This window comes from Pseudomonas sp. LAP_36, assembly GCF_019456785.1.
In the GTDB taxonomy this organism is placed as follows: domain Bacteria; phylum Pseudomonadota; class Gammaproteobacteria; order Pseudomonadales; family Pseudomonadaceae; genus Aquipseudomonas; species Aquipseudomonas tritici.
Genome location: NZ_JAHZMS010000002.1, coordinates 1,034,949 through 1,055,814, shown reverse-complemented (window position 1 = coordinate 1,055,814; position 20,866 = coordinate 1,034,949). Strand labels below are relative to the sequence as shown.

Here is a 20,866-nt window from a genome sequence, read left to right as displayed (position 1 = left end):
CGGAGCTTGTCCCTTTTTTTCATCTCGCCTGTCATTCCAGGCAAGTGAACAATATCGAGAGCTTCCGCCAATGCCTGTAGTCCGCCCCTTGCTGAAACTGAGCCTGCTGCTGAGCCTCAGTGCCAGCCCGTTATTCGCTGCCGTCAGCTATGCCGAAGACACTGCCGCCCGCCGCAGCTACCAGGTGCCGGCCGGCAGCCTGAGCGCGGCACTCACCCGGTTTGCCGGGTTGGCAGGCGTCAACCTGTCGGTAGACCCGGCCCTGGTCAGCGGTCGCACCAGCAGTGGTTTGTCCGGTGAGTACGCCGTAGAGGAGGGCTTCGCCCGCTTGCTGCAAGGCTCCGGCCTGCAACTGCAACCCATGGGGGCACAGGCCTACATGTTGGTGCCGGTGCCGGATGGCAGCAGCCTGGAACTGGCGCCGACCTCAATCCTTGGCACCACCGGCCTGTATGACGGCGACACTTACGCCGGTGGGCAAGTGGCGCGCCGTGGCTCGCAGGGTTTGCTGGGCACGCGGGACTTTATGGAAACCCCGTTCAGCATGACCACCTACACCGCTGACGCGGTGAAAAACCAGCAGGCGCGCACCTTGGGCGACCTGATCGCCAGCGACCCGTCGGTACGCGCCACCAACCCGGCCGGTGGGCGTTATGAGCAGTTCACCATTCGCGGTTTCAGCCTGTTCAACAGCGATGTGTCGTACAACGGTCTCTATGGCGTACTGCCGACCTACACCATCGACATGGAAATGGCCGACCGCGTCGACATCTTCAAAGGCCCCACCCAGTTGATCAACGGCATCTCACCGCGCGGCAGCGTCGGTGGCGGCATCAACGTAGTGCCCAAGCGCGCCACCGACAAGGACATCAACTCGTTTACCGGCAACTGGGCCTCCGACAGCCAGGCTGGCGGCGCAGTGGATGTGGGCAGACGCTTCGGTGAGGACAACAAGTTCGGCATCCGCTTCAACGGCGTGAAGCAGTCCGGCGACACCGAGTGGGACCACCAGAGCGTCGACCGCGAAATGGCTGTGTTGGGCCTGGACTTTCGCGGCGAGCGCCTGCGCCTTTCCACCGATATCGGCCACACCGAACGCGACACCGATGCACCGCAAGAGCGCGTGCAGGTGGCGGCCGCAGCGCCGGTGCCCAGCGCCAACGATGTGCGCCGCAACTACGCGCAATCCTGGAGCAAGGCCAGCACCAACGACACCTTCGGCACGGTCAACGCTGAGTACGACCTCAGCGATAACGTGATGCTGTATGGCGGCATGGGCGCGCGTAAAAGCAACCACGACTTCCTGCGTCATGCGGTGTCCGTCACCAATGCGGCTGGCGCGTTCACTGTGCAGCCGCGGGATTTCACCCGCGATGAAAACGTACGCACCTACACCGCCGGCGTGCGCAACTGGTTCCATACCGGGCCGGTGAGCCATGAGGTCAACCTGGCGGCCAGCTACTTCGACATGGACTTCACCAACGGCGGCGCCCGCTACGGGACGGCGACGAGCAACCTCTACAACCCGGTGCAAACGCCGACGCCGTCCACGGCGATACGCCAGGACGCCAAGGTCTACACCGAAAACAAATTCAGCGGCGTGGCCTTGTCCGACACCCTGGGGTTCTTCGACGACCGCCTGCTGCTGACCCTCGGCGCGCGTTGGCAGCGCGTCAAGGTGGATGACTGGAGCGACGGCGTCAAAGGCAAGACCGGCTACGACGAAGAAAAGGTCTCGCCGTCCGGTGGCCTCCTGTTCAAGGCCACCGACAAGCTGTCGCTGTACGCCAACTACATGGAAGGCCTGAGCCAGGGCAAGATCGCGCCGTCGACCTCGAGCAACGAGGACGAAATCTTCCCGCCGTTCATCAGCCGCCAGGTGGAAGTGGGCGCCAAATACGACGCCGGCGCCTTTGCCGTGACCGCCGCTGTGTTTCGCATCAAGCAGCCGGCCTATGAAACCAACGCCACCTCGCGGTTGTTCGGCCCCAACGGCAAGCGTCAGAACTCCGGTGTGGAGCTGAGTGTATTCGGCGAGCCGCTCAAGGGCGTGCGCCTGCTGGGCGGGGTGATGTACATCGACAGCGAGCTGAAGGACACCACCAACGGCGCCTGGGACGGCAACCGCGCCCCGGCGACGCCTAAATACAACGTTAACCTGGGCGCCGAATGGGATGTGCCGGGCCTTGAAGGCCTGACGTTGACCAGCCGTGGCATCTATTCCAGCTCGCAGTACCTGGACCAGTCCAACGTCAAGGAAATCGATGCGTGGAACCGCGTCGATGTCGGCGCGCGGTATGGGTTCAAAGTGGATGACAAGCACATCACCTTGCGGGCGAATGTGGAGAACGTCGCCGATAAGCGCTACTGGAGCTCGGCCGGGGCGTCGGATGACAGTGAGCCGGGGTTGACCTTGTCGACACCGCGTACCTACCTGCTGTCAGCCACCGTCGACTTCTAGCGGGTGTACACCGATCAAAATGTGGGAGCGGGCTTGCTCGCGAAAGCGGTGGCCCAGTTGGAACATCTTCGACTGACCCTCCGTATTCGCGAGCAAGCCCGCTCCCACATTTGATCGGCGGTGTCGGCGGGGATCACCTTAATGAGAATGTTTTTTGATCGCGCCGCCCCAATATGGAATAGTACCCGCCGTTTTCCCCAACAGGTCTAGCTGGGGTGTTCCAACGCCGAGGTCCTTGTCATGCGAATGTTGCGCTCCATCCCCACCGTTGCCGCCTGCCTCTTGGCGTTCTCTTCAAGCCTGCTGAGCGCCGCCCCGATCGACCTCAATGACGGCCAGCACGCGGTGCATCTGCCGGACGCGCCCAAGCGTGTGGTGGTGCTGGAGTTTTCCTTTCTCGACAGTTTGGCTGCCGTTGACGTAACGCCCGTTGGCGCCGCCGATGATGGTGATGCCAACCGCGTGTTGCCCCGTGTGCGCCAGGCTATCGGTGAGTGGAAGTCCGTAGGCCTGCGCTCGCAGCCGAGCATCGAGGAAATCGCCCGGCTCAAGCCCGACCTGATCGTCGCCGACCTCAATCGCCACCAGGCGTTGTACAGCGACTTGGCGAGCATCGCGCCGACGCTGTTGTTGCCCTCGCGTGGTGAGGATTACCAAGGCAGCCTGAAATCTGCCGAGCTGATCGGCAAGGCGCTAGGCAAGAGCGCGCAGATGGAAGCGCGTATCCAGAAGAACCGTGAAAACCTCAAAGCCATCGCGCAACAGATTCCCGCTGGCGCCAGCGTGCTGTTTGGCGTCGCCCGTGAAGACAGCTTCTCCGTGCACGGCCCAGACTCCTACGCCGGCAGCGTGTTGCAGGCCATCGGCCTGAAAGTCCCATCGGTACGCGCCAACGCCGCGCCCACCGAATTTGTCAGCCTGGAGCAACTGCTCGCCCTCGACCCGGGCTGGTTGCTGGTCGGCCATTACCGTCGCCCCAGCATCGTCGACAGCTGGAGCAAGCAGCCGTTGTGGCAAGTGCTCAGCGCCGTGCGTAACAAGCAGGTAGCCGAAGTCGATGGCGACAGCTGGGCGCGCAACCGTGGCGTGCTGGCCTCGGAGCAGATCGCCGAAGATGCGTTGGCGATTCTTAAAGGCGGCAAAGCTGTGTTGAGCCAGTAAGCGTGCAACGCGGTTTTGCGGCGGCAGGCATTGTATTGCTGGGCGCGTTGTTGTTCTGGCTCTCGCTGTACAGCTGGTCGCCGTTCACGCTCACGGCGGCGGACGCGTGGAATGGGCTGTTCCATCAAGGCAGCGTAGGCGGCAACATGGCGTATATCGTCGCCCAGTTGCGCGTGCCGCGTGCCGTGTGTGCCGCCTTGGTCGGCGCCTGCCTGGGCCTGGCCGGCGCGCTGATGCAGGGCATTACGCGCAACCGTCTGGCCTCGCCGTCCTTGTTTGGTGTGACAGCGGGCGCGGCGTTGGGCTTGGCCCTGTTTTCCACCGGCCTGGTCGCGCCGCCGTTTGCCGGTGGTGCATTGTTGATGACCTGCCTGGGCGGCGCGTTGGCCTGGATCACGGTATTCAGCCTTGGCGGCGCCTGGTCGCCGACCACGGCCCAGGGTCGTCTGGTCTTGGCCGGCGTTGCGGTAGCGGCATTGTGTGCGGCACTGACCCGGCTCACGGTGATTCTGGTCGAGGCCCAGGCGCAAAGCGTGCTCAACTGGCTGGCCGGCTCCCTGGCCAATGTGGGCGCCGCGCAAGTGCAGTTGCTCTGGCCGTGCACCTTGATTGGCGGGCTGTGGGCGCTCTGGTGTGCACCGCGCCTGAACCTGATCAACCTTGGCGAAGACGCCGCACGTTCGTTGGGCGTGGGCATCGCCAGCCTGCGTTTGCAGGTGTTTATCGCCAGCCTGTTGCTGGTGGGGGCGAGTGTCTGTGCCGTGGGGCCGATCGGTTTTGTCGGGTTGATCGCGCCGAATATTCTTCGCCAGTTCCTCGGTAATGACTACCGCTGGCTGATCCCGCTGAGCGCAGCGTTGGGCGCGGTGATCGTGCTGGGGGCTGACCTGCTCAGCCGCGCCGTGGCTTTCCCGGTGGAAACGCCGGCTGGCGTGGTCACCGCGTTGATCGGCGCACCGTTCTTTCTCTTTCTTGCCAGGCGCGCCTTATGATCCGGCCACGATTACGCCTATGGCTGCTGCTCGGCCTGTTGCTGCTGGCGACCTTCGTCAGCCTCAGCGCCGGCACCCTGTGGCTCACGCTCGACACCGTGCTGGACCGCCTGCTGGCCCACGATGCACTCGACTTCGAAGTATGGAACCACCGCCTGCCACGCAGCCTGATCGCGATCCTCGCAGGTGCAGCCTTTGGCCTGGCCGGGGCGATTGTGCAGGGCGTGATCCGCAACCCGCTGGCTTCGCCGGAAATTCTCGGCGTGACCCAGGGCGCGGGGCTGGCGCTGACCGTGGTGATCATCAGCTGGCCGCACTTGCCAATTGCCTGGCTGCCGCTGGTGGCCTGTTTGGGCGGGGCGGCTGGCGCGTTGCTGCTGGCGCTGTACAACACCGGGGTGAGTTTTTCCGGGGTGCGCTTTGCGTTGTCCGGGGTGGCGATTGCGGTGACCTTATCCAGCGTCACCGAGTTTCTGATCCTGTCCCACCCGCTGGATATCAACACCGCATTGCTCGCGCTGACCGGTAGCCTGTGGAGCCGCAATTGGCACCATGTGGCGCTGCTGCTGCCGTTCCTGGTGTTGATCCCCGTGGGCCTGTGCCTGGCCAAGCCGCTGAACCTGGTCGCCCTCGGCGATGAGGCCGCCCACAGCCTCGGCACGGCACTGAACCGCACGCGCTGGCTGGCAATGGCCTGCGCGGTGCTGCTGACCAGCCTGGGCGTGGGCGTGATCGGGCCGATTGGGTTTATCGGCCTGGTCGCACCGCATATGGCGCGGCGGTTGGTGGGCGGGCATCACCAGTACCTGCTGCCGGCGTCGATGCTGATCGGTGCACTGTTACTGGTGCTGGCCGACACGTTGGGACGCACGTTGATCGCGCCCAGCGAAATTCCCGCCGGGGTGCTCACGGCGGTGATTGGCGCGCCGTATTTTCTTTGGCTGCTGGCACGGTTCAAGGGCTGATGACATGAGTATTCTTCAAGCACATCAACTCGATATTGGCTACGGCGCGACACGCATCGTGCAAGGGTTGTCATTCACGCCACCCGCCGGAAAGGTCACTGCGCTGATCGGGCCGAACGGCTGCGGCAAATCCACCTTGCTCAAGGCCTTTGCGCGCATCCTCAAGCCGACCCAGGGCGAATTGACCCTGGATGGCCAGGCCTACGCCGGCCTGTCCGCTCGCCAATTGGCGCGGCAGATTGCGTTTTTGCCTCAAGTATTGCCGGTGCCGGAAGGTGTCAGCGTGCGCCAATTGGTCGCCTATGGTCGCAGCCCGCACAACTCATTGTGGGGGCGCCTGAGCGGCAACGATCAATCCCATGTGACCCAGGCCATGCAACGCCTGGAACTGGACAGCCTGGCCGACCGCGCCCTGGCAGATCTATCCGGTGGTCAACGCCAACGTGCCTGGCTGGCCATGGTGTTGGCGCAGAACGCGCCGGTGGTGTTGCTGGATGAGCCCACGACCTACCTGGACATCAGCCACCAGGTTGAACTGCTCGACTTGATGGGCGAACTGGCCGCTGAAGGGAAGACGGTGATTACCGTGCTGCACGATATCAACCAGGCTTGCCGTTATGCCGACCACCTGGCGGTGATGCACGGTGGCAAGCTGGTGGCCGACGGCGCGCCGGGGGACGTGATCAGTGCCGAGCTGATGCGGCAGGTGTTTGAGGTGCAGGTGCAGATCATGAACGAACCGGTGTCGGGCACGCCCATGTGCGTGGTCGAAAAAAGCACCCGCCATTCCGCCTGACGCAAGGGTGAGGTGCAGCGCTTGAACCTGTTGGGCTGCCGCTTGATCGAACGGGAGAGCACCTGAGCTTTATTTGCGGCTCAGGGCCGATTTGGATACGGTGCAAGCCTGCCCACAAGGACGTCCTCATGAAAGAACCCGCCCCCAAGACCCGTCGCGCACCCAAAGGTGAAAAACGCCGCGAAGAACTGCTGGACGCAGCCTTGCAGGTGTTTTCCCTGGAAGGTTACAGCGGCGCCTCGATGGCCCAGGTGGCAGCGATTGTCGGCATTTCAGTGGCCGGCTTGTTGCACCACTTTCCCAGCAAAATTTCGCTATTGATGGGCGTGTTGCAGCGTCGCGACGAGGTCAATCAACGGATTGCCGACGAAGTGCGAGCTGAAAAAACCCTCAATGGCTTGCTCGGCAGCCTGCGTGCCATTAACCGCTCGAACGCAACGGCACCGGGGGTGGTGCGGGCGTTTACGATTCTGAATGCCGAAAGTTTGCTGGACACCCACCCGGCGTGGACGTGGTTCCAGGAGCGCTATGCGGCGATTCATCAGCGGATGCAGGGACAGTTTGACGAACTGGTGGCGGCGGGGGAGGTGCGCGGTGATGTGGACATCGCCGGGCTGGTGGAAGAGATTCTGGCCATGATGGATGGGTTGCAGGTCCAATGGCTGCGCTTTCCCGAGCGGGTGGACCTGGTGGCGCGTTTCGATACCTACATTGCGCGGGTCGAAGCGGCCATCAGAACCTGAGTCGCACACGCACCCACCTGATGTATGAAGATCCAAATGTGGGAGCGGGCTTGTTGTGGCGAGCAAGCTTGCTTGCGCTGGGGTGTGAAGCGCCCCCAAAAAAAAGCCGGAGATTGCTACGCAATCAGCGGGAGCAAGCTCCCTCGCCACAGCAAGCCCGCTCCCACAAAAAGCACTCCTCTTATCTGTTAGTTACCGTTGGCACTGCCCTGGCTGCTGTCATCGCTCATGTCATAGCCATCACCGTCGCTGGTGCCGCTGTCACCTTCATTCTGATGCAGCACGCCACCGGTCTTCACCGTCGATTCACGCAGCGTCGAATTGAGCGCTGAGCGCGGCAGCGGGTTGCTGGTGGTGGTCGACAGTTCCTGGCGGAACGGGTTGACCAGCTTGGCGTTCAGGCGAATATCCTGGGACGACGCCCCCACCGACAGGTTGAAACTGTCCGCATCCACCACCCATTGCTTGCTCGCCACGTCGTAGTAAGCCAGCGAGCGGTCGTTGAGCTCGATGGTCACGCGCTTGCTCTCGCCAGGCTTCAAGAACACCTTCTTGTAGCCCTTGAGTTCCTTGATGGCGCGCTCCACTTTCGGGTTGTTCTGGCCCACGTACAACTCGGCGACTTCGGCGCCTGCCACTTTGCCGGTGTTGGCCAGGTCGAACGACACCTTGATCGGTGCACCGGCCACCGCCACCCCAGGGGTCACGCTGATATTGCTGTAGCCGAAGGTGGTGTACGACAAGCCATAACCGAACGGGTAGAGCGGCTTGATGCCTTTCTTCTCATAGCCGCGATAGCCCAGGAACAGGTCATCCTTGTAGCTCATCTCGGCCAGGGTTTCCTGGTTGTCGAATTTTGGGAAGGTCGCGTAGATCGGGTTGTCTTCGATGTTGCGTTCGATACTGATCGGCAGCTTGGCCGACGGGTTTACCTTGCCCAGCAGAATCTCCGCCAGGGCCTGGCCGCCGTTTTGCCCAGGGTAGAACGCATGCAGCGCGGCCGGTACCTGGTCGATCCAGTCGCTCATCTTCAAACCGGTACCGCCGTGCAGCGTGACCACGGTGTTCGGGTTGACCTTGGCGATGCTCTGGATCAGCAGGTTCTGGTACTCCGGCAAATCGAAGCTGTGGTCGAAGCCTTCACCCTCGTATTCGTTGCTGTTACCGGCTGCCACCAGCACGGCGTCGTACTGCGCCAGATCCTTGGGCGCGACCAGCGAGGCCCAGCTCATTTGCACGCCGACCAGGCCGCCCATGGTCGAGAGGTAGCCGTTGCGACGCGAGTATTCCAGCTTGATATCGACGGGTTTGCCGGCCTCCAGGTTGACCTTGGCAAACACCGGGATGGTCGGCGGGATGCTGTTGTTTGGCAGCGGCTTGCCGTCGCCGTTATCGAGGACTTTCTTGCCGTTGACATAGAGGCGCACCGCACCGTCGGCGCGGATCTTGAACACCTGTTCGCCGCTGACGGCTGGGGTGATCTGGCCGCTGTAGCGAATCGAAGTGGCGGCGGTATCGCCGTTCACCGGCAGGCTGTCGGTGGACCAGTCCAGGTCGACATGCGTGTCAGTGCGGCTGGCGGCCGGGTCACCGGACCAGTTGGTGTTGCTGAAGAACTCGGTCTTCAAGCCTTTGGCGCTGTTGCCATTGCTGTCGGCATGGGTCCAGGTCGAAGTGGCCGGGTCCAGGGACAGCCCGTCGATGAACTCGACCTTGGCGCCCGGCGCCAGTTGCTGCAGGCCGCTCAGCTCGCTGATGTAGTTAGCGGCCATGACGTTGGCACTGCCAAAACCGGTGGGTGGCGCGTACTTGGCCAGGGTGCCGACCACGGCGATGCGCTTGACCTTTTTCGCGTCCAGCGGCAGCAGGTTGTTCTGGTTTTTCAGCAGCACGATGCCTTCACGGGCGGCGTTCAGCGCTACGCGATTGCTGGTGGCGCTGTTCATGTTGTGGCTGGTCAGCGGTGCCTTGCTGTCGAACTTGTACAGGTAGATCTGCTTGAGAATGCGGCGCACCTTGTCATCGATGGTCGCGCTGCTCAGCTCGCCGCTGTCCAGGTACGGCTTGAGGATGGTGCTGTTCATCTGGTAGCCCATCATGTCCAGGTCGGTGCCGGCCTGTGCCGCTGGCAAACCGCTGACCACAGCGTTGTAGTCACTCTGCACGAAGCCGGGGTAGCCCCATTCGGTTTTCAGAATATCGCGCATCAGGTGCTTGTTCTGGCACGCGAATTCGCCGTTCACCTTTTGGAACGCGCACATCATCATCGCGACTTTGCTGTTCTTCGAGGCGGACTCGAACGGCGGCAAGGTCATTTCGCGCAGCACGCGCTCGCTGATGATTTCATCAAGGTGGAAGCGGTTGCTTTCCTGGTCGTTGGCGGCGAAATGCTTGGCATTGGCCCACACCCCGCGTGACTGAATACCGTTGATCAACGCCGGCCCGAGGCTGGCGCCGAGGAACGGGTCTTCACCGGACAAATACTCGAACGCACGGCCGCTGTATGGCATGCGATACAGGTTCACGCCGGGGCCGGTGACAAACTGATAACCGCCGCTGGCAGTGTCATAACCCAGGGCACGGCCCAGGTCGATGGCGCGGCGCGGGTTCCAGCTGGCGGCCAGGTTTGGCCCGGACGGGTAGACCACGCCTTGTGCGTTGCCTTCGCTAGTGTAGCGCACACCCACGCCGCCATCGGCGCCGTGAATCTGCGGGACACCGTACTGGGTCAGCGGCTTGACATCCCAGCCACCGGTGCCGCCGATGTAGGCGAGTTTTTCTTCCATGGTCATCTTGGCCAGGGTTTTGTCTGCGGCGTTTTCCGCACGGCTCACACGACCTTCATCCAGGGCAGGGCTGGTCGCCGCGTGCACCTGGGACACGGCCAGTGCCAGCAGGGCGAATGCCGACTGTGCACCGATCATTTTGCGTTTATTCATGGGTCTCTCCGACAACTGTTCAGTAAACATGGCGCGCCGAGAAGTGCGGGTTGCTGTGCACGCTCGTCACTTTTTTCTGGGCAATAGTTACCCGTGATCGCAATTTTTAACCGATGGCTAATTGCAACTATTTGGCGAATTACGCAGTTTTATAAGTGTAATAATTGTAGTGGTTATTGTTGTAAGTAGTGTCTAAGCGATATCACGAGATGGCATTTTGAACCGCGAAAACCGCATAATTAAGGCAATTCTTGCGGTTATAAGTCAAACGAAAGCTAATTTTTGCGTGAAATAAGAAATAATTTCTTACGTTTTGGAACTTGTGTTAAACCTACTAGTCGATTGGTTTAAGGAAATATGTCGTGGCATGGCTAACTAGTGGCATTGCTCGGTAGTTCTAAAGTGCCATGTCTTATACAAGCTGTAATACACACTGCTTTGGTGTAGGGTCTTGATCGAGTTCAAGGCGCCACTTGGGCTATCTGCTGTTTTTGATCTGGAGAAAGTTGATGAAGATTTCCTTGCTGGGTGCCGGTGTTGTACTGAGCGTCGCGCTGAGTGGCGCGGCGATGGCGGCTGAGTCCACGGACGCTGATGCGACATCCGGGGCCACCGATTCCACCGTGCTGACCCAGGCCCACGACGCCAAGGCGGCAAAAAAACAGAAGGCTGAAACCACCAAGGGTGGCCGGCCGCTGAACAGCAGCCAGACGACCGCGCCGAAAACGTCCAACTGACGGGAAAACGCGGACTCCTGTGGGAGCGGGCTTGCCCGCGATAGCGGTGTATCAGCCAGCATATTCGGCCCTGATCCACTGCCATCGCGGGCAAGCCCGCTCCCACAAGGGGTTTACACAGCCCTTTAGCACATCGCCCCTCAGATTTTTACCCATGTCCCAGCCCAGCCTTTCAACGCCCATCAATGCCTGCCAACTGCATATCCCGAACACCGAACAGGTGTGCGCGTGGTTGATGCAACAGGCCGGCTTGAAAACCGTCGACCTGGAGCGCGCCCGACGCCTGTCCCAGGAAGGCGGCGACAGCGAGTTGCTCGGCTTGCTGACGCGCCTCGGGCTGGTCTCCGAAGTGGAATTGGCCCGCGCCTGGGCAGACTTGCTCGGCGCACCGCTGCTGCTGGCGGATGCCGCGCCGCCGCTGCTGGACCCGTTGCCACAACTGACCGAGCGTTTCATGCGCCACTACCAGGTGGTGCCCGTGGGCTGGAGCCAGGGCGGCCTGCGGGTTCTGGCGGCGAACCCGTCGCTGGTGTACCCGTTCCAGGCTGTGGCCTATGCCTGTGGTGTGCCGGTGTGGTTGGCCGTGGGGCCGCGCAATGAAGTCGAGACGCTGATCGAGCGCTACTACGGCCAGGGCCGCTCAGCCATGGGCACCTTGATCGAAAACCTCGATGAGCAGGGCGGTGCACTGGAAGACATCGAACACCTCAAGGACATGGCCTCCGAGGCGCCGGTGATTCGCCTGGTCAACCTGATCCTGCAGCGCGCGGTGGAACAGCGCGCCTCGGACATTCATATCGAGCCGTTCGAAAACCAGTTGAAGGTGCGCTATCGCATCGACGGCGTGCTGCACGAAGCCGAGGCGCCGCCGTCGAGTTCCTCAGCGGCGGTGATTTCGCGGGTGAAAATCATGGCGCGCCTGGACATTGCCGAGCGGCGCCTGCCGCAGGACGGGCGGATCATGCTGCGTATCCAGGGCAAGGAGCTGGACTTACGGGTGTCCACGGTGCCCACCAGTTTTGGCGAGTCGGTGGTCATGCGCCTGCTCGACCGGCAGACCGTGCAGTTCGATTTCCAGAGCCTGGGCTTCGATGGCCAGCGCCTGGAAACCTTCCTGGAAGTGCTCGAACGGCCCCACGGCATCCTGCTCGTCACCGGGCCCACTGGCTCGGGCAAGACCACCACGTTGTACACCGCGCTGTCGCGCCTCAACACCGCCGAGCGCAAGATCATCACGGTCGAAGACCCGGTGGAATACCAGCTTGAAGGCATCAACCAGATCCAGGTCAAACCCGCCATCGGCCTGGACTTTGCCGGCGCGCTGCGCTCCATCGTGCGTCAGGACCCGGACGTGATCATGATCGGTGAAATCCGCGACCTGGAAACCTGCCGCATCGCGATCCAATCGTCCCTCACCGGCCACCTGGTGCTGTCGACCCTGCACACGAATAGCGCGGCGGCGAGTATCACGCGGCTGCTGGATATGGGCGTCGAGAGCTACCTGATCGCCTCGACGGTCAATGGCATCCTCGCCCAGCGTCTGGTGCGGCGCCTGGACCCGACCACGCGCGAAGCGTTCGAAGCACCCGCGGAGTTGATCGCCGAACATGGCCTGGATCGGTTTACCGAGCAGCGCCCGATCATGCTCTATCGCCCCCGCGCCGATGCAGCGGGCGGTGGCTACCACGGTCGCAGCGCAATCACCGAACTGCTGGTGATGAACGACGAACTGCGCAGCCTGTTGATGCGCCAGGCCGACGCCGCCACCCTTGAACAGGCCGCCCGCCGTGGCGGCCTGCGGACCTTGCACGAAGAGGGCCTGCGCCAGGCCGTGGCGGGTGTCACCTCGCTCGAAGAAGTGCTGCGCGTCACCCGTGGGGAGGGCGCGTGAGCCTGTTCAAATACCGCGCCCTCGACAGCCAGGGCCAGGCGCAAAACGGCACCCTGGAAGCCAAGGACCACGCCGCTGCCGTCGCCGCCTTGCACAAGCGCGGCTTGCTGTTGTTGCAGATCGATGCGGCGGGGGGCCAGGGGCTGCGCAAGGCCTTTGGCCGTGGCCAGTTGAACGGCGCGGCACTGGTCAGTTTCACCCAGCAACTGGCCACGCTGTTGGGCGCCGGCCAACCGTTGGAGCGCTCGCTGGGCATCCTGCTCAAGCAGCCTGGCCAGCCGCAGACCCGCGCGTTGATCGAGCGCATCCGCGAACACGTCAAGGCCGGCCGACCGTTATCCAAGGCGCTGGAGGAGGAGGGCGGCCAGTTCTCGCCGTTGTACCTGAGCATGGTGCGTGCGGGTGAGGCGGGCGGCGCCCTGGAGGACACCCTGCGCCAGCTCAGCGATTACCTGGAGCGTAGCCAGTTGCTCAGGGGCGAGGTGATCAACGCCCTGATCTACCCGGCCTTCCTGGTCGTGGGCGTGCTCGGTTCGCTGGCCCTGTTGCTGGCCTACGTGGTGCCGCAGTTCGTGCCGATCTTCAAGGACCTGGGCGTGCCGATTCCGCTGATCACTGAAGTGATTCTGGCGCTTGGCCAATTCCTCGGTGCCTATGGCCTTGCGGTGTTGGCCGGTTTGATCGTGACGATCTGGACACTCGCCGCCCGCCTGCGCGACCCGCAGCGCCGCGAAAAATACGACCGCCGCGTGTTGGGCATTCGCATCATCGGCCCGCTGCTGCAGCGGGTCGAAGCCGCGCGACTGGCCCGCACCCTTGGCACCTTGCTCAGCAACGGCGTGGCCCTGCTGCAAGCCTTGGTGATCGCCCGGCAGGTTTGCACCAACCGCGCCCTGCAAGCGCAAGTCGCCCAGGCTGCCGAGTCGGTGAAGGGCGGCGGCACCCTGGCGAGTGCCTTCGGCAGCGAGCCGCTGCTGCCCGATCTGGCCCTGCAAATGATTGAAGTCGGCGAACAGGCCGGCGAACTCGACAGCATGCTGCTCAAGGTCGCCGATGTGTTCGACGTCGAAGCCAAGCGCGGCATCGACCGCTTGCTGGCCGCCCTTGTGCCATCCCTGACCGTGGTCATGGCGGTGCTGGTGGCGGTGATCATGCTGGCGATCATGCTGCCGCTGATGAGCTTGACCAGCAATATATGAACCCTTGAGGACTGCACCTATGCGCCATACCCGATTCAAACCCGCCCGCCGCCAGGGCGGTTTTACCTTGCTGGAAATGCTCGCGGTGATCGTGCTGCTGGGCATCGTCGCGACCATCGTGGTGCGCCAGGTCGGCGGCAATGTGGACAAGGGCAAATATGGCGCGGGCAAGGCGCAACTCGCCAGCCTGAGCATGAAGATCGAAAGCTATGGCCTGGACGTCGGTTCGCCGCCCAAGACCCTGCAGCAATTGGTCGACAAACCCGGCAACAGCGCCGGCTGGGCCGGGCCGTACGCCAAGCCGTCAGACCTCAAAGACCCGTTCGGCCATGCCTTCGGCTACCGCTTCCCCGGTGAACACGGCGCCTTTGACCTGATCTTCTACGGTCAGGACGGCCAACCCGGTGGCGAAGGCTACAGCGCCGACCTGGGCAACTGGGAATAACCCGCTAACATGATCAGCCCCCAACGCGGCTTTACCCTCCTGGAAATGCTGGTGGTGATCGTTTTGATCAGCATCGCGGCCGGGTTGGTGGGGTTTGGCCTGCAACAAGGCCTGCGTGCGGCGAAAGAGCGCCAGGCCGTGGGGCAGATGGTCGAGGCGTTGCGGGCTACGCGGGCGCGGGCGATTGTCAGCGGCAGTACAGAAAAAACCCTGTTCGACCTGCACGCGTTGAGCTTCCAGGCGCCGGGTCGACCGTTGAAACACTGGCCGGCCGACCTGCAAGTGACCCTGCACACCGCCGAGCACGCAGGCGCCGCGATCGAGTTCTACCCCGATGGCAGCTCCACCGGCGGCAACCTGCTGCTGACCAATGGCAGCCGGCGTTGGCGCATCGATATCGGCTGGCTGACCGGCAGCGTGCAGTCCAAGGCGCTGCCATGAAGCACCAGGGCGGTTTCACGTTGCTGGAGATGCTCGCCGCGCTGACGCTCATGGCGATCTGCAGCAGCGTGCTGCTGGTTGCGTTCGGCCAGAGCGCGCGTTCGCTGTTGCAGGTTGCGCACAGCGACCGGCTTACCCACGCCGCCGTCAGCGTGCTGGACCAGGAAGCCACGGGGCCGCTGGCCAATGGTGTGCGCCACGGCGATCTGGACGGCGTCGCCTGGCAATTGCGCATTGCCCAGCAGCCCACCCGTATCGGCCAGCCACAGCTGTTTCGCCTCGACCTCAGCGTCAGTGAAGGCCCGCGCAACGCCAGTTTCAGTACCTTGAAACTGCGCGCAGCCAGCGACAAGGCAGGCCTGTGAAGCCGCGTCAGCAGGGCTTCACCTTGCTCGAGATCATGATCGTGCTGAGCTTGCTGGGCGTCTTGCTGGTGCTGGTCGGCGGCGCGTTGCTGGGGGCCAATCGTGCGGTGCTCAAGGCGCAGCGCTACACGGTCAGCCTGGATGAAATGCGCGCCGCGCAGCAGTTTTTGCGTACCTCCATCAGCGAGGCGCTGCCCTTGGACGTCACCGAGGACGACAGCCAGACCGATGGGTTTTTCGCCGGTGGCCCGCAGCGCATGCAGTTTGTCGCGACCTTGCCCGGCGTGCTCGGTGGCGGGATCCAGCGCTTCACCTTGCAGTTGGCCGGCGCCGAGGCGCAGCGCGATTTGCAGGTGGCGTTCGCGCAGTTTGAGTCTGCGGCGCAGGTCAGCGTGCCGGCCTCGCGCAGTGAGCCGCAGGTGTTGTTGAAGGGGGTCGAGGACCTGCAATTCAGCTACCGCGGCCTGTCGCCCAAGGGCCAGGCCACCGGCTGGATCAGCGAGTGGCCGTGGACCAAGCGCTTGCCGTATGCGGTGCGCATCGCGGCCCGTGTGAATGGACCGGTGCCCTGGGTGACCCAAGTGGTTGCGTTGCGCTTGAACCTGTCGGGCGGGGCACCGGAATGATCAGGCATCAGCGTGGCGTGGCCCTGTTGGTGGTGCTGTGGGTGCTGGCGTTGCTCAGCCTGTTGCTGGGCGGCCTGGCCGGCTGGGTGCAACTGGAAACGCGCCAGGCCGCCTGGCACCGCCAGCACACCCAGGCCGTGTTGGCCGCCGAGGCAGGCGTGGCGCTTGCGATGCAAGGGCTGGCCGACCCGATGCAACGTAAGCAGTGGGTGGCCGACGGGCGAGAAATCCCGCTGGTGTTTGACGATGCACAGCTGCACGTGAGCCTGCACAGCGAGCGCGGCAAGTTGTACTTGAACAGCGCCGAGGTCGCCGACTTCGCCCGCCTGGCCCTGGCCTGCGGTGCCACCCAAACCCAGGCCAACCAGCTCGCCAGGGACTTGGACGTGCGGCGCAACCAAGGCCTGGCGCCGTTTCGGGTAGTCGAAGAACTGCGGCAACTGCCGGGCATGACCCAGGCGCTCTACAGCGCACTGGTGCCCGAGATCAGCCTGTGGAGCGGCCTGGATCGGCCTGATCCGGCGTTCGCCAGTGCTTTGATGCGCCGCGCGCTGAACCTGCCGCACCAGAGCGCGGTAGGAGCCGACCCCGGCGAAGTGCTGGTGGTCAGCAGCCGCGCGCAACGGCCCGGCGGTTACCACGCCCGATTGCAAGCCACGGTGTTATTGAGCCCCGCGCAAGGCAGCGCACAACCTTATCGAGTCCTACGTTGGCAAGAATGAACGATCACTTAACCGCACGGCTTCAGTGGCTGACGGAGCCCATCACCCAACGCTGGCGCGGCAGCCTGCTGCAACTGGGCTGGCGCCTGTGGCTCAAGGAACTGCGTGGCTGCCTGCCGGCGTGGCTGTCGCTGCAGGACATTCCCGAGCATTGCTATCGCTGGCCGTTGACCGCACCCGTGGCAAAACCCGCTGGCGAAGCACGCCAGGTGTTGCTGCTGGCACCCGATGCGGTGCTGGTGCAAACCCTGCAATTGCCCCCGGCGGCAGCGCGCAACCTGGCGACGGTGGTCGGCTATGAGCTGGACCGCTTTACTCCGTTTGACGCCGCCCAACTGTACTTTGTCGCGCGCCAGGAACGCCGCACACCCACGCACGTGCACGTCACGCTGGTGGCGATCCTGCGCGAGCGCCTGGACCCGATTCTCAATGAGTGTGCGGCCCTCGGATTGCACCCCCATGCGGTGGATGTGGACACTGGCGCAGGCGCGCCCATGGGCATCGACTTGCTGCCGGCACCCTTGCGCCCGCGCCAGCGCCCACAGGGCAAGGGCTTGCAGCGCAGCCTGCCGTGGCTGTGCGGTGCCTTACTGATTGCCGCGATGCTGCTGTGGCTCAACGACCGCCAGCGCGTGCTGGAGGCCATGCAGCACAGCGTGCGCGAGCAGAAAGCCCAGGTTGCCGAGGTCCAGGCCCTGCGTCAGCAACTGCTCACCACCCGTGGCGCGGCGCAGTACCTGATCCGCCGCAAGGCAGCCCAACCGCCGTTGTCGGCGCTGCTCAACGAGCTGACCGCTTGCCTGCCATCCGACACCTGGATCGACCAGTTGGAGGTCAATGACGGCGCCGACGTGTCCTTCTCCGGGCAAAGCGCCAAGGCCAGTGCCTTGATCACGCGGATCAAGGGCTGCCACAGCCTGGAAAACGCCCAGTTCGAAGGGGTTATCCAACCCGATGCGCAAACCGGCAAGGATCAGTTTTCCTTGCGCGCCCACCTGCACCAGGAGGCCGCCGATGCGCCGACCACTGACACCCCGTGAACGCCGTGGCGCCGCCCTGATCGGCCTGGCCCTGGTGCTCGGCCTCGGTTATTGGCTGTTGATCGACAGCTGGTTCGCCGGTCCCTTGCGCGACATGGGCGAGCAGGCCGAGCAGCTACGTGAGCAACAACAACGCTACGCCGGCGTGTTGCGCCAGGGCGCCAGCCTGCGCCAACAGCTTGAGCTCGCACGGCAGGACCCGGCCAGCAGCACCAGCCTGTTGCCCGGCGATGACCCCAGCGCCGTCGCGGCCGACCTGATGCAGCGCATCGCCGACCTGATCAACAGCCGCGCCGGCCTCGGTGGCGGCTGCAGCCTGACCCAACGCATGCCCATCACCCCGGAGCAGGATGACGCCGAGCCGTATCGCCAGGTCAAAGTCAGCCTGACCCTCAACTGCGCCATCGAACCCTTGACCGCGATCCTGCATGAACTGGAGTACCAGCGGCCGTTCCTGTTTGTCGATGAGATGAGTATCCGCCGCCCGCCCAACGCACCTGCCAGTGGCGGTGCCGGCCAGCTGATCGTGCATTTGCTGGTGCGCGGCTACCTGCAGCCGGCCGCCGCACAGCAGGTGCGCCAATGATCCCTGCATTGCGTCCTCTGGAATGGCTGTTGCTCGGTGTGTCCGCGCTGCTCGGCCTGTTGATGGTCGGCATCCTCAGCAGCATTGGCGATGCGCCGCAGTGGTTGCCGCCGCCTGACCCTGATGCGCGCGCTAACACCTCGGCCAACGCGCTGGTGGCCCCGAGTGCGACCCTGGAAAGCCTCGCCGGCACCTGGCAAGCCCCCTTGTTCAGCCCCGACCGCAGCCCTGATCGCGCGGTCGGCCAGGCGGCCGTCTCCAGCCTGTCGAGCCTGACGCTGACCGGCATCGTCCTGGAGGGCAACCTGCGCGTTGCACTGCTCAAACGCAGCGACGGCCCGCCGCTGAAAGTCCACCAGGACCAGACCCTGCCCAACGGCTGGCGCCTGGAACAACTGACACCCCGCGAAGCGCGCTTTGTGCTTGACGGCCGCACGCAGACCCTGAGCCTGCGCGCGCCGCGTTTGCCCGCGCCGTCCACGACACCCCCGATTACCCTTCCTCACGAGTCCGCCCCTTGATCGATACCTTCCCCGGCGCTTTGCGCACCACCGTGTTTTGCCTGGCTACCGCCGTTTCCCTCGGTGGCTGCGGGACATTTCCTGAGCACCTCGACCCGGACGAAGCCCTGTTGCACGAGGCGATGCAAGGCACTGGTTCGCAACGCCCGCCAGTGGACCCGGCCAGCGAACAGGCCCCGGTCGACAGCGGCCAACCCCAGGCGAAGACGCCCCCTCAACGCCAGTTGATTCGTGGCAATCAGCAGTTCGTGCGCGCGCCGGCAGCAGCGCCGGCAAGGAAGGAGGAGGGCAGCGGTGACATCGTGTTCAACTTCGCCGACCAGCCGATCGAAGCGGTGATCAACAGCGTGATGGGCGACCTGCTGCACGAAAACTACAGCATCGCCCAGGGTGTGAAAGGCAACGTCAGCTTTTCCACCTCCAAACCGGTGAACAAGCAACAGGCCTTGTCGATTCTGGAAACCCTGTTGTCGTGGACCGACAACGCGATGATCAAGCAAGGCAACCGCTACGTGATCCTGCCCGCCAACCAGGCGGTGGCGGGCAAGCTGGTGCCAGAGATGCGCGTGTCGCAGCCGTCCAGCGGCCTGTCGGCGCGGCTGTTTCCGCTGCGCTATATCTCGGCCACCGAGATGCAGAAACTGCTCAAGCCGTTCGCCCGCGAAAATGCATTTTTGCTGGTCGACCCGGCGCGCAATGTGCTGAGCCTGGCCGGTACTCCAGAAGAATTGGCTAATTACCAGGACACCATCGACACCTTTGATGTGGACTGGCTCAAGGGCATGTCGGTGGGCGTGTTCGGCCTGCAACGTGCGTCGGTGGCCGAGCTGATGCCCGAGCTGCAGAAAATGTTCGGGCCCGACAGCGGCATGCCCCTGGCGGGCATGGTGCGGTTCCTGCCGATCGAGCGGACCAACTCGGTGGTCGCGATCTCGTCACAGCCGCAGTACCTCAGTGAAGTGGGTGACTGGATTCACACCATCGATGAAGGCGGCGGCAACGAGCCGCAGATGTACGTCTACGATGTGCGCAATATGAAGGCCACCGACCTCGCCAAGTACCTGCGGCAGATCTACGGCACGGGCGCGATCAAGGATGACACGCCGGCCAAGGTTGCCCCCGGTTTGCGCACGGCGACCCTGTCTTCGCCGGGCACCAACAGCACGTCCGGCAGCACGCCTGGTGGCCTGAGTAACAACCTGAATAACAGCCAGCCCGCCGCTGATGATGAGGATCAGGAACCGGAAGCCGAGCAGGGCAGCGCCGAGCAGGGCATGGGCGAAGACGCTCCGGCCAAAAGCCTCGACGCCGGCACCCGCATCACCGCGCAGAAAAGCAGTAACCAACTGCTGGTACGCACGCGCCCGGTGCAGTGGAAAGAGATTGAATCGGCGATCAAACGTCTCGACAACCCGCCGCTGCAAGTGCAGATCGAGACGCGCATCCTCGAAGTCAAGCTTACCGGCGAACTGGACCTTGGCGTGCAGTGGTACCTGGGCCGCCTGGCCGGCAATTCCACCAGCACCACCGTGGGCAACACCGCCGGCAGCCAGGGCGCCCTTGGCGGTGGCGGCGCGGGCCTGGGGGCAGCGGACTCGTTGTTCTACTCCTTTGTCAGCTCCAACCTGCAAGTCGCCTTGCACGCCCTCGAAACCAACGGCAGCACCCAAGTGCTGTCGGCGCCGTCGCTGGTGGTGATGAACAACCAGCCGGCGCAGATTCAGGTGGGCGACAACATTCCCATCAGCCAGACCACGGTCAACACCGGCACCTCCGACACCACCTTGAGCAGCGTTGAATATGTGCAGACCGGGGTGATCCTCGACGTCGTGCCGCGGATCAATCCGGGTGGCCTGGTGTACATGGATATTCAGCAGCAGGTCAGTGATGCGCAGGATCAGGCGTCGTCGAGTAATGACACGCAGACTAATCCGCGTATTTCCACGCGGTCGGTGTCGACTCAGGTGGCCGTGCAGAGTGGGCAGACGGTGCTGCTGGGGGGGTTGATCAAGCAGGACAATGCGGAGTCGGTGAGTGCGGTGCCGTATCTGGGGAAGATTCCGGGGTTGCGGTGGTTGTTTGGGAATACCAGTAAGTCCAAGGATCGGACCGAGTTGATTGTGCTTATTACTCCGCGGGTCATCACCAGTAGCAGCCAGGCGCGGCAGGTGACGGATGATTATCGGCAGCAGATGCAGTTGTTGAAGCCGGCTAACTGAAGGAACGTGATCAATTG

19 protein-coding genes are annotated in these 20,866 nt (G+C 63.5%); 18 read left to right on the top strand and 1 reads right to left on the bottom strand.

Annotation, left to right across the window (positions count from 1 at the left end; translation table 11 throughout):
* Nucleotides 1-70 precede the first annotated feature (70 nt).
* The 6 genes from JBO08_RS10500 to JBO08_RS10475 all read left to right on the top strand — a co-directional run bounded on the left by JBO08_RS10500 (nucleotide 71) and on the right by JBO08_RS10475 (nucleotide 7,118).
* A complete protein-coding gene (locus JBO08_RS10500; protein ID WP_065880896.1) occupies nucleotides 71-2,461 on the top strand; it encodes a TonB-dependent receptor in 2,391 nt (796 codons plus the stop codon).
* Between the two features lie 246 nt (nucleotides 2,462-2,707).
* Nucleotides 2,708-3,622 (top strand): Fe(3+) dicitrate ABC transporter substrate-binding protein, encoded by a 915-nt coding sequence (locus tag JBO08_RS10495; protein WP_371905391.1) that lies wholly within the window; start codon nucleotides 2,708-2,710, stop codon nucleotides 3,620-3,622.
* Between the two features lie 2 nt (nucleotides 3,623-3,624).
* On the top strand, nucleotides 3,625-4,614 hold the full coding sequence (fecC, locus tag JBO08_RS10490) for an iron-dicitrate ABC transporter permease FecC (RefSeq protein WP_065910899.1): 990 nt from the start codon (nucleotides 3,625-3,627) through the stop codon (nucleotides 4,612-4,614).
* On the top strand, nucleotides 4,611-5,579 hold the full coding sequence (locus tag JBO08_RS10485; RefSeq protein ID WP_065874050.1) for an iron chelate uptake ABC transporter family permease subunit: 969 nt from the start codon (nucleotides 4,611-4,613) through the stop codon (nucleotides 5,577-5,579). The genes fecC and JBO08_RS10485 overlap by 4 nt, the downstream gene beginning before the upstream one ends.
* Before the next feature lie 4 nt (nucleotides 5,580-5,583).
* Complete coding sequence (fecE, locus tag JBO08_RS10480; RefSeq protein WP_065874048.1) at nucleotides 5,584-6,375, top strand: Fe(3+) dicitrate ABC transporter ATP-binding protein FecE; 792 nt, start codon at nucleotides 5,584-5,586, stop codon at nucleotides 6,373-6,375.
* A gap of 128 nt (nucleotides 6,376-6,503) precedes the next feature.
* A complete protein-coding gene (locus JBO08_RS10475) occupies nucleotides 6,504-7,118 on the top strand; it encodes a TetR/AcrR family transcriptional regulator (protein ID WP_220075069.1) in 615 nt (204 codons plus the stop codon).
* A gap of 188 nt (nucleotides 7,119-7,306) precedes the next feature.
* Here JBO08_RS10475 and JBO08_RS10470 read toward each other — a convergent pair whose 3' ends face one another.
* Nucleotides 7,307-10,057 (bottom strand): glycoside hydrolase family 3 protein, encoded by a 2,751-nt coding sequence (locus tag JBO08_RS10470; protein ID WP_220075068.1) that lies wholly within the window; start codon nucleotides 10,055-10,057, stop codon nucleotides 7,307-7,309.
* Nucleotides 10,058-10,566: 509 nt separating this feature from the next.
* Here JBO08_RS10470 and JBO08_RS10465 point away from each other — a divergent pair.
* From JBO08_RS10465 to gspD, 12 genes are all read left to right on the top strand, one after another.
* On the top strand, nucleotides 10,567-10,794 hold the full coding sequence (locus JBO08_RS10465; RefSeq protein ID WP_049712459.1) for a hypothetical protein: 228 nt from the start codon (nucleotides 10,567-10,569) through the stop codon (nucleotides 10,792-10,794).
* A 154-nt stretch (nucleotides 10,795-10,948) separates the two neighbouring features.
* Nucleotides 10,949-12,685, top strand: coding sequence for a type II secretion system ATPase GspE (gspE, locus tag JBO08_RS10460; protein WP_065874043.1), 1,737 nt, complete (start codon nucleotides 10,949-10,951; stop codon nucleotides 12,683-12,685).
* A complete protein-coding gene (gspF, locus tag JBO08_RS10455) occupies nucleotides 12,682-13,884 on the top strand; it encodes a type II secretion system inner membrane protein GspF (RefSeq protein WP_220075067.1) in 1,203 nt (400 codons plus the stop codon). Before gspE ends, gspF begins: the two co-directional genes overlap by 4 nt.
* 19 nt (nucleotides 13,885-13,903) lie before the next feature.
* Nucleotides 13,904-14,329 (top strand): type II secretion system major pseudopilin GspG, encoded by a 426-nt coding sequence (gene gspG, locus JBO08_RS10450; RefSeq protein WP_024076412.1) that lies wholly within the window; start codon nucleotides 13,904-13,906, stop codon nucleotides 14,327-14,329.
* A 9-nt stretch (nucleotides 14,330-14,338) separates the two neighbouring features.
* Nucleotides 14,339-14,770 carry a type II secretion system protein gene (locus JBO08_RS10445; protein WP_065874040.1) on the top strand — a complete coding sequence of 144 codons (432 nt, stop codon included), beginning with the start codon at nucleotides 14,339-14,341 and terminating at the stop codon, nucleotides 14,768-14,770.
* A complete protein-coding gene (locus JBO08_RS10440) occupies nucleotides 14,767-15,135 on the top strand; it encodes a type II secretion system protein (RefSeq protein ID WP_065874039.1) in 369 nt (122 codons plus the stop codon). The genes JBO08_RS10445 and JBO08_RS10440 overlap by 4 nt, the downstream gene beginning before the upstream one ends.
* The gene (locus JBO08_RS10435; RefSeq protein WP_065874038.1) at nucleotides 15,132-15,761 is read left to right on the top strand and encodes a prepilin-type N-terminal cleavage/methylation domain-containing protein; all 630 of its coding nucleotides are present in this window, start codon (nucleotides 15,132-15,134) and stop codon (nucleotides 15,759-15,761) included. The genes JBO08_RS10440 and JBO08_RS10435 overlap by 4 nt, the downstream gene beginning before the upstream one ends.
* Nucleotides 15,758-16,483, top strand: coding sequence for a type II secretion system protein GspK (locus JBO08_RS10430; RefSeq protein ID WP_220075066.1), 726 nt, complete (start codon nucleotides 15,758-15,760; stop codon nucleotides 16,481-16,483). The genes JBO08_RS10435 and JBO08_RS10430 overlap by 4 nt, the downstream gene beginning before the upstream one ends.
* A complete protein-coding gene (locus JBO08_RS10425; RefSeq protein WP_065880899.1) occupies nucleotides 16,480-17,523 on the top strand; it encodes a PilN domain-containing protein in 1,044 nt (347 codons plus the stop codon). Before JBO08_RS10430 ends, JBO08_RS10425 begins: the two co-directional genes overlap by 4 nt.
* Nucleotides 17,498-18,109 (top strand): type II secretion system protein GspM, encoded by a 612-nt coding sequence (gspM, locus tag JBO08_RS10420; protein WP_065874035.1) that lies wholly within the window; start codon nucleotides 17,498-17,500, stop codon nucleotides 18,107-18,109. The genes JBO08_RS10425 and gspM overlap by 26 nt, the downstream gene beginning before the upstream one ends.
* A complete protein-coding gene (locus tag JBO08_RS10415; RefSeq protein WP_065890683.1) occupies nucleotides 18,106-18,630 on the top strand; it encodes a general secretion pathway protein GspN in 525 nt (174 codons plus the stop codon). The genes gspM and JBO08_RS10415 overlap by 4 nt, the downstream gene beginning before the upstream one ends.
* Entirely contained in the window at nucleotides 18,627-20,849 is a 2,223-nt protein-coding gene (gene gspD, locus JBO08_RS10410) for a type II secretion system secretin GspD (RefSeq protein ID WP_220075065.1), read from the top strand. Before JBO08_RS10415 ends, gspD begins: the two co-directional genes overlap by 4 nt.
* The last annotated feature ends 17 nt before the right edge of the window (nucleotides 20,850-20,866 follow it).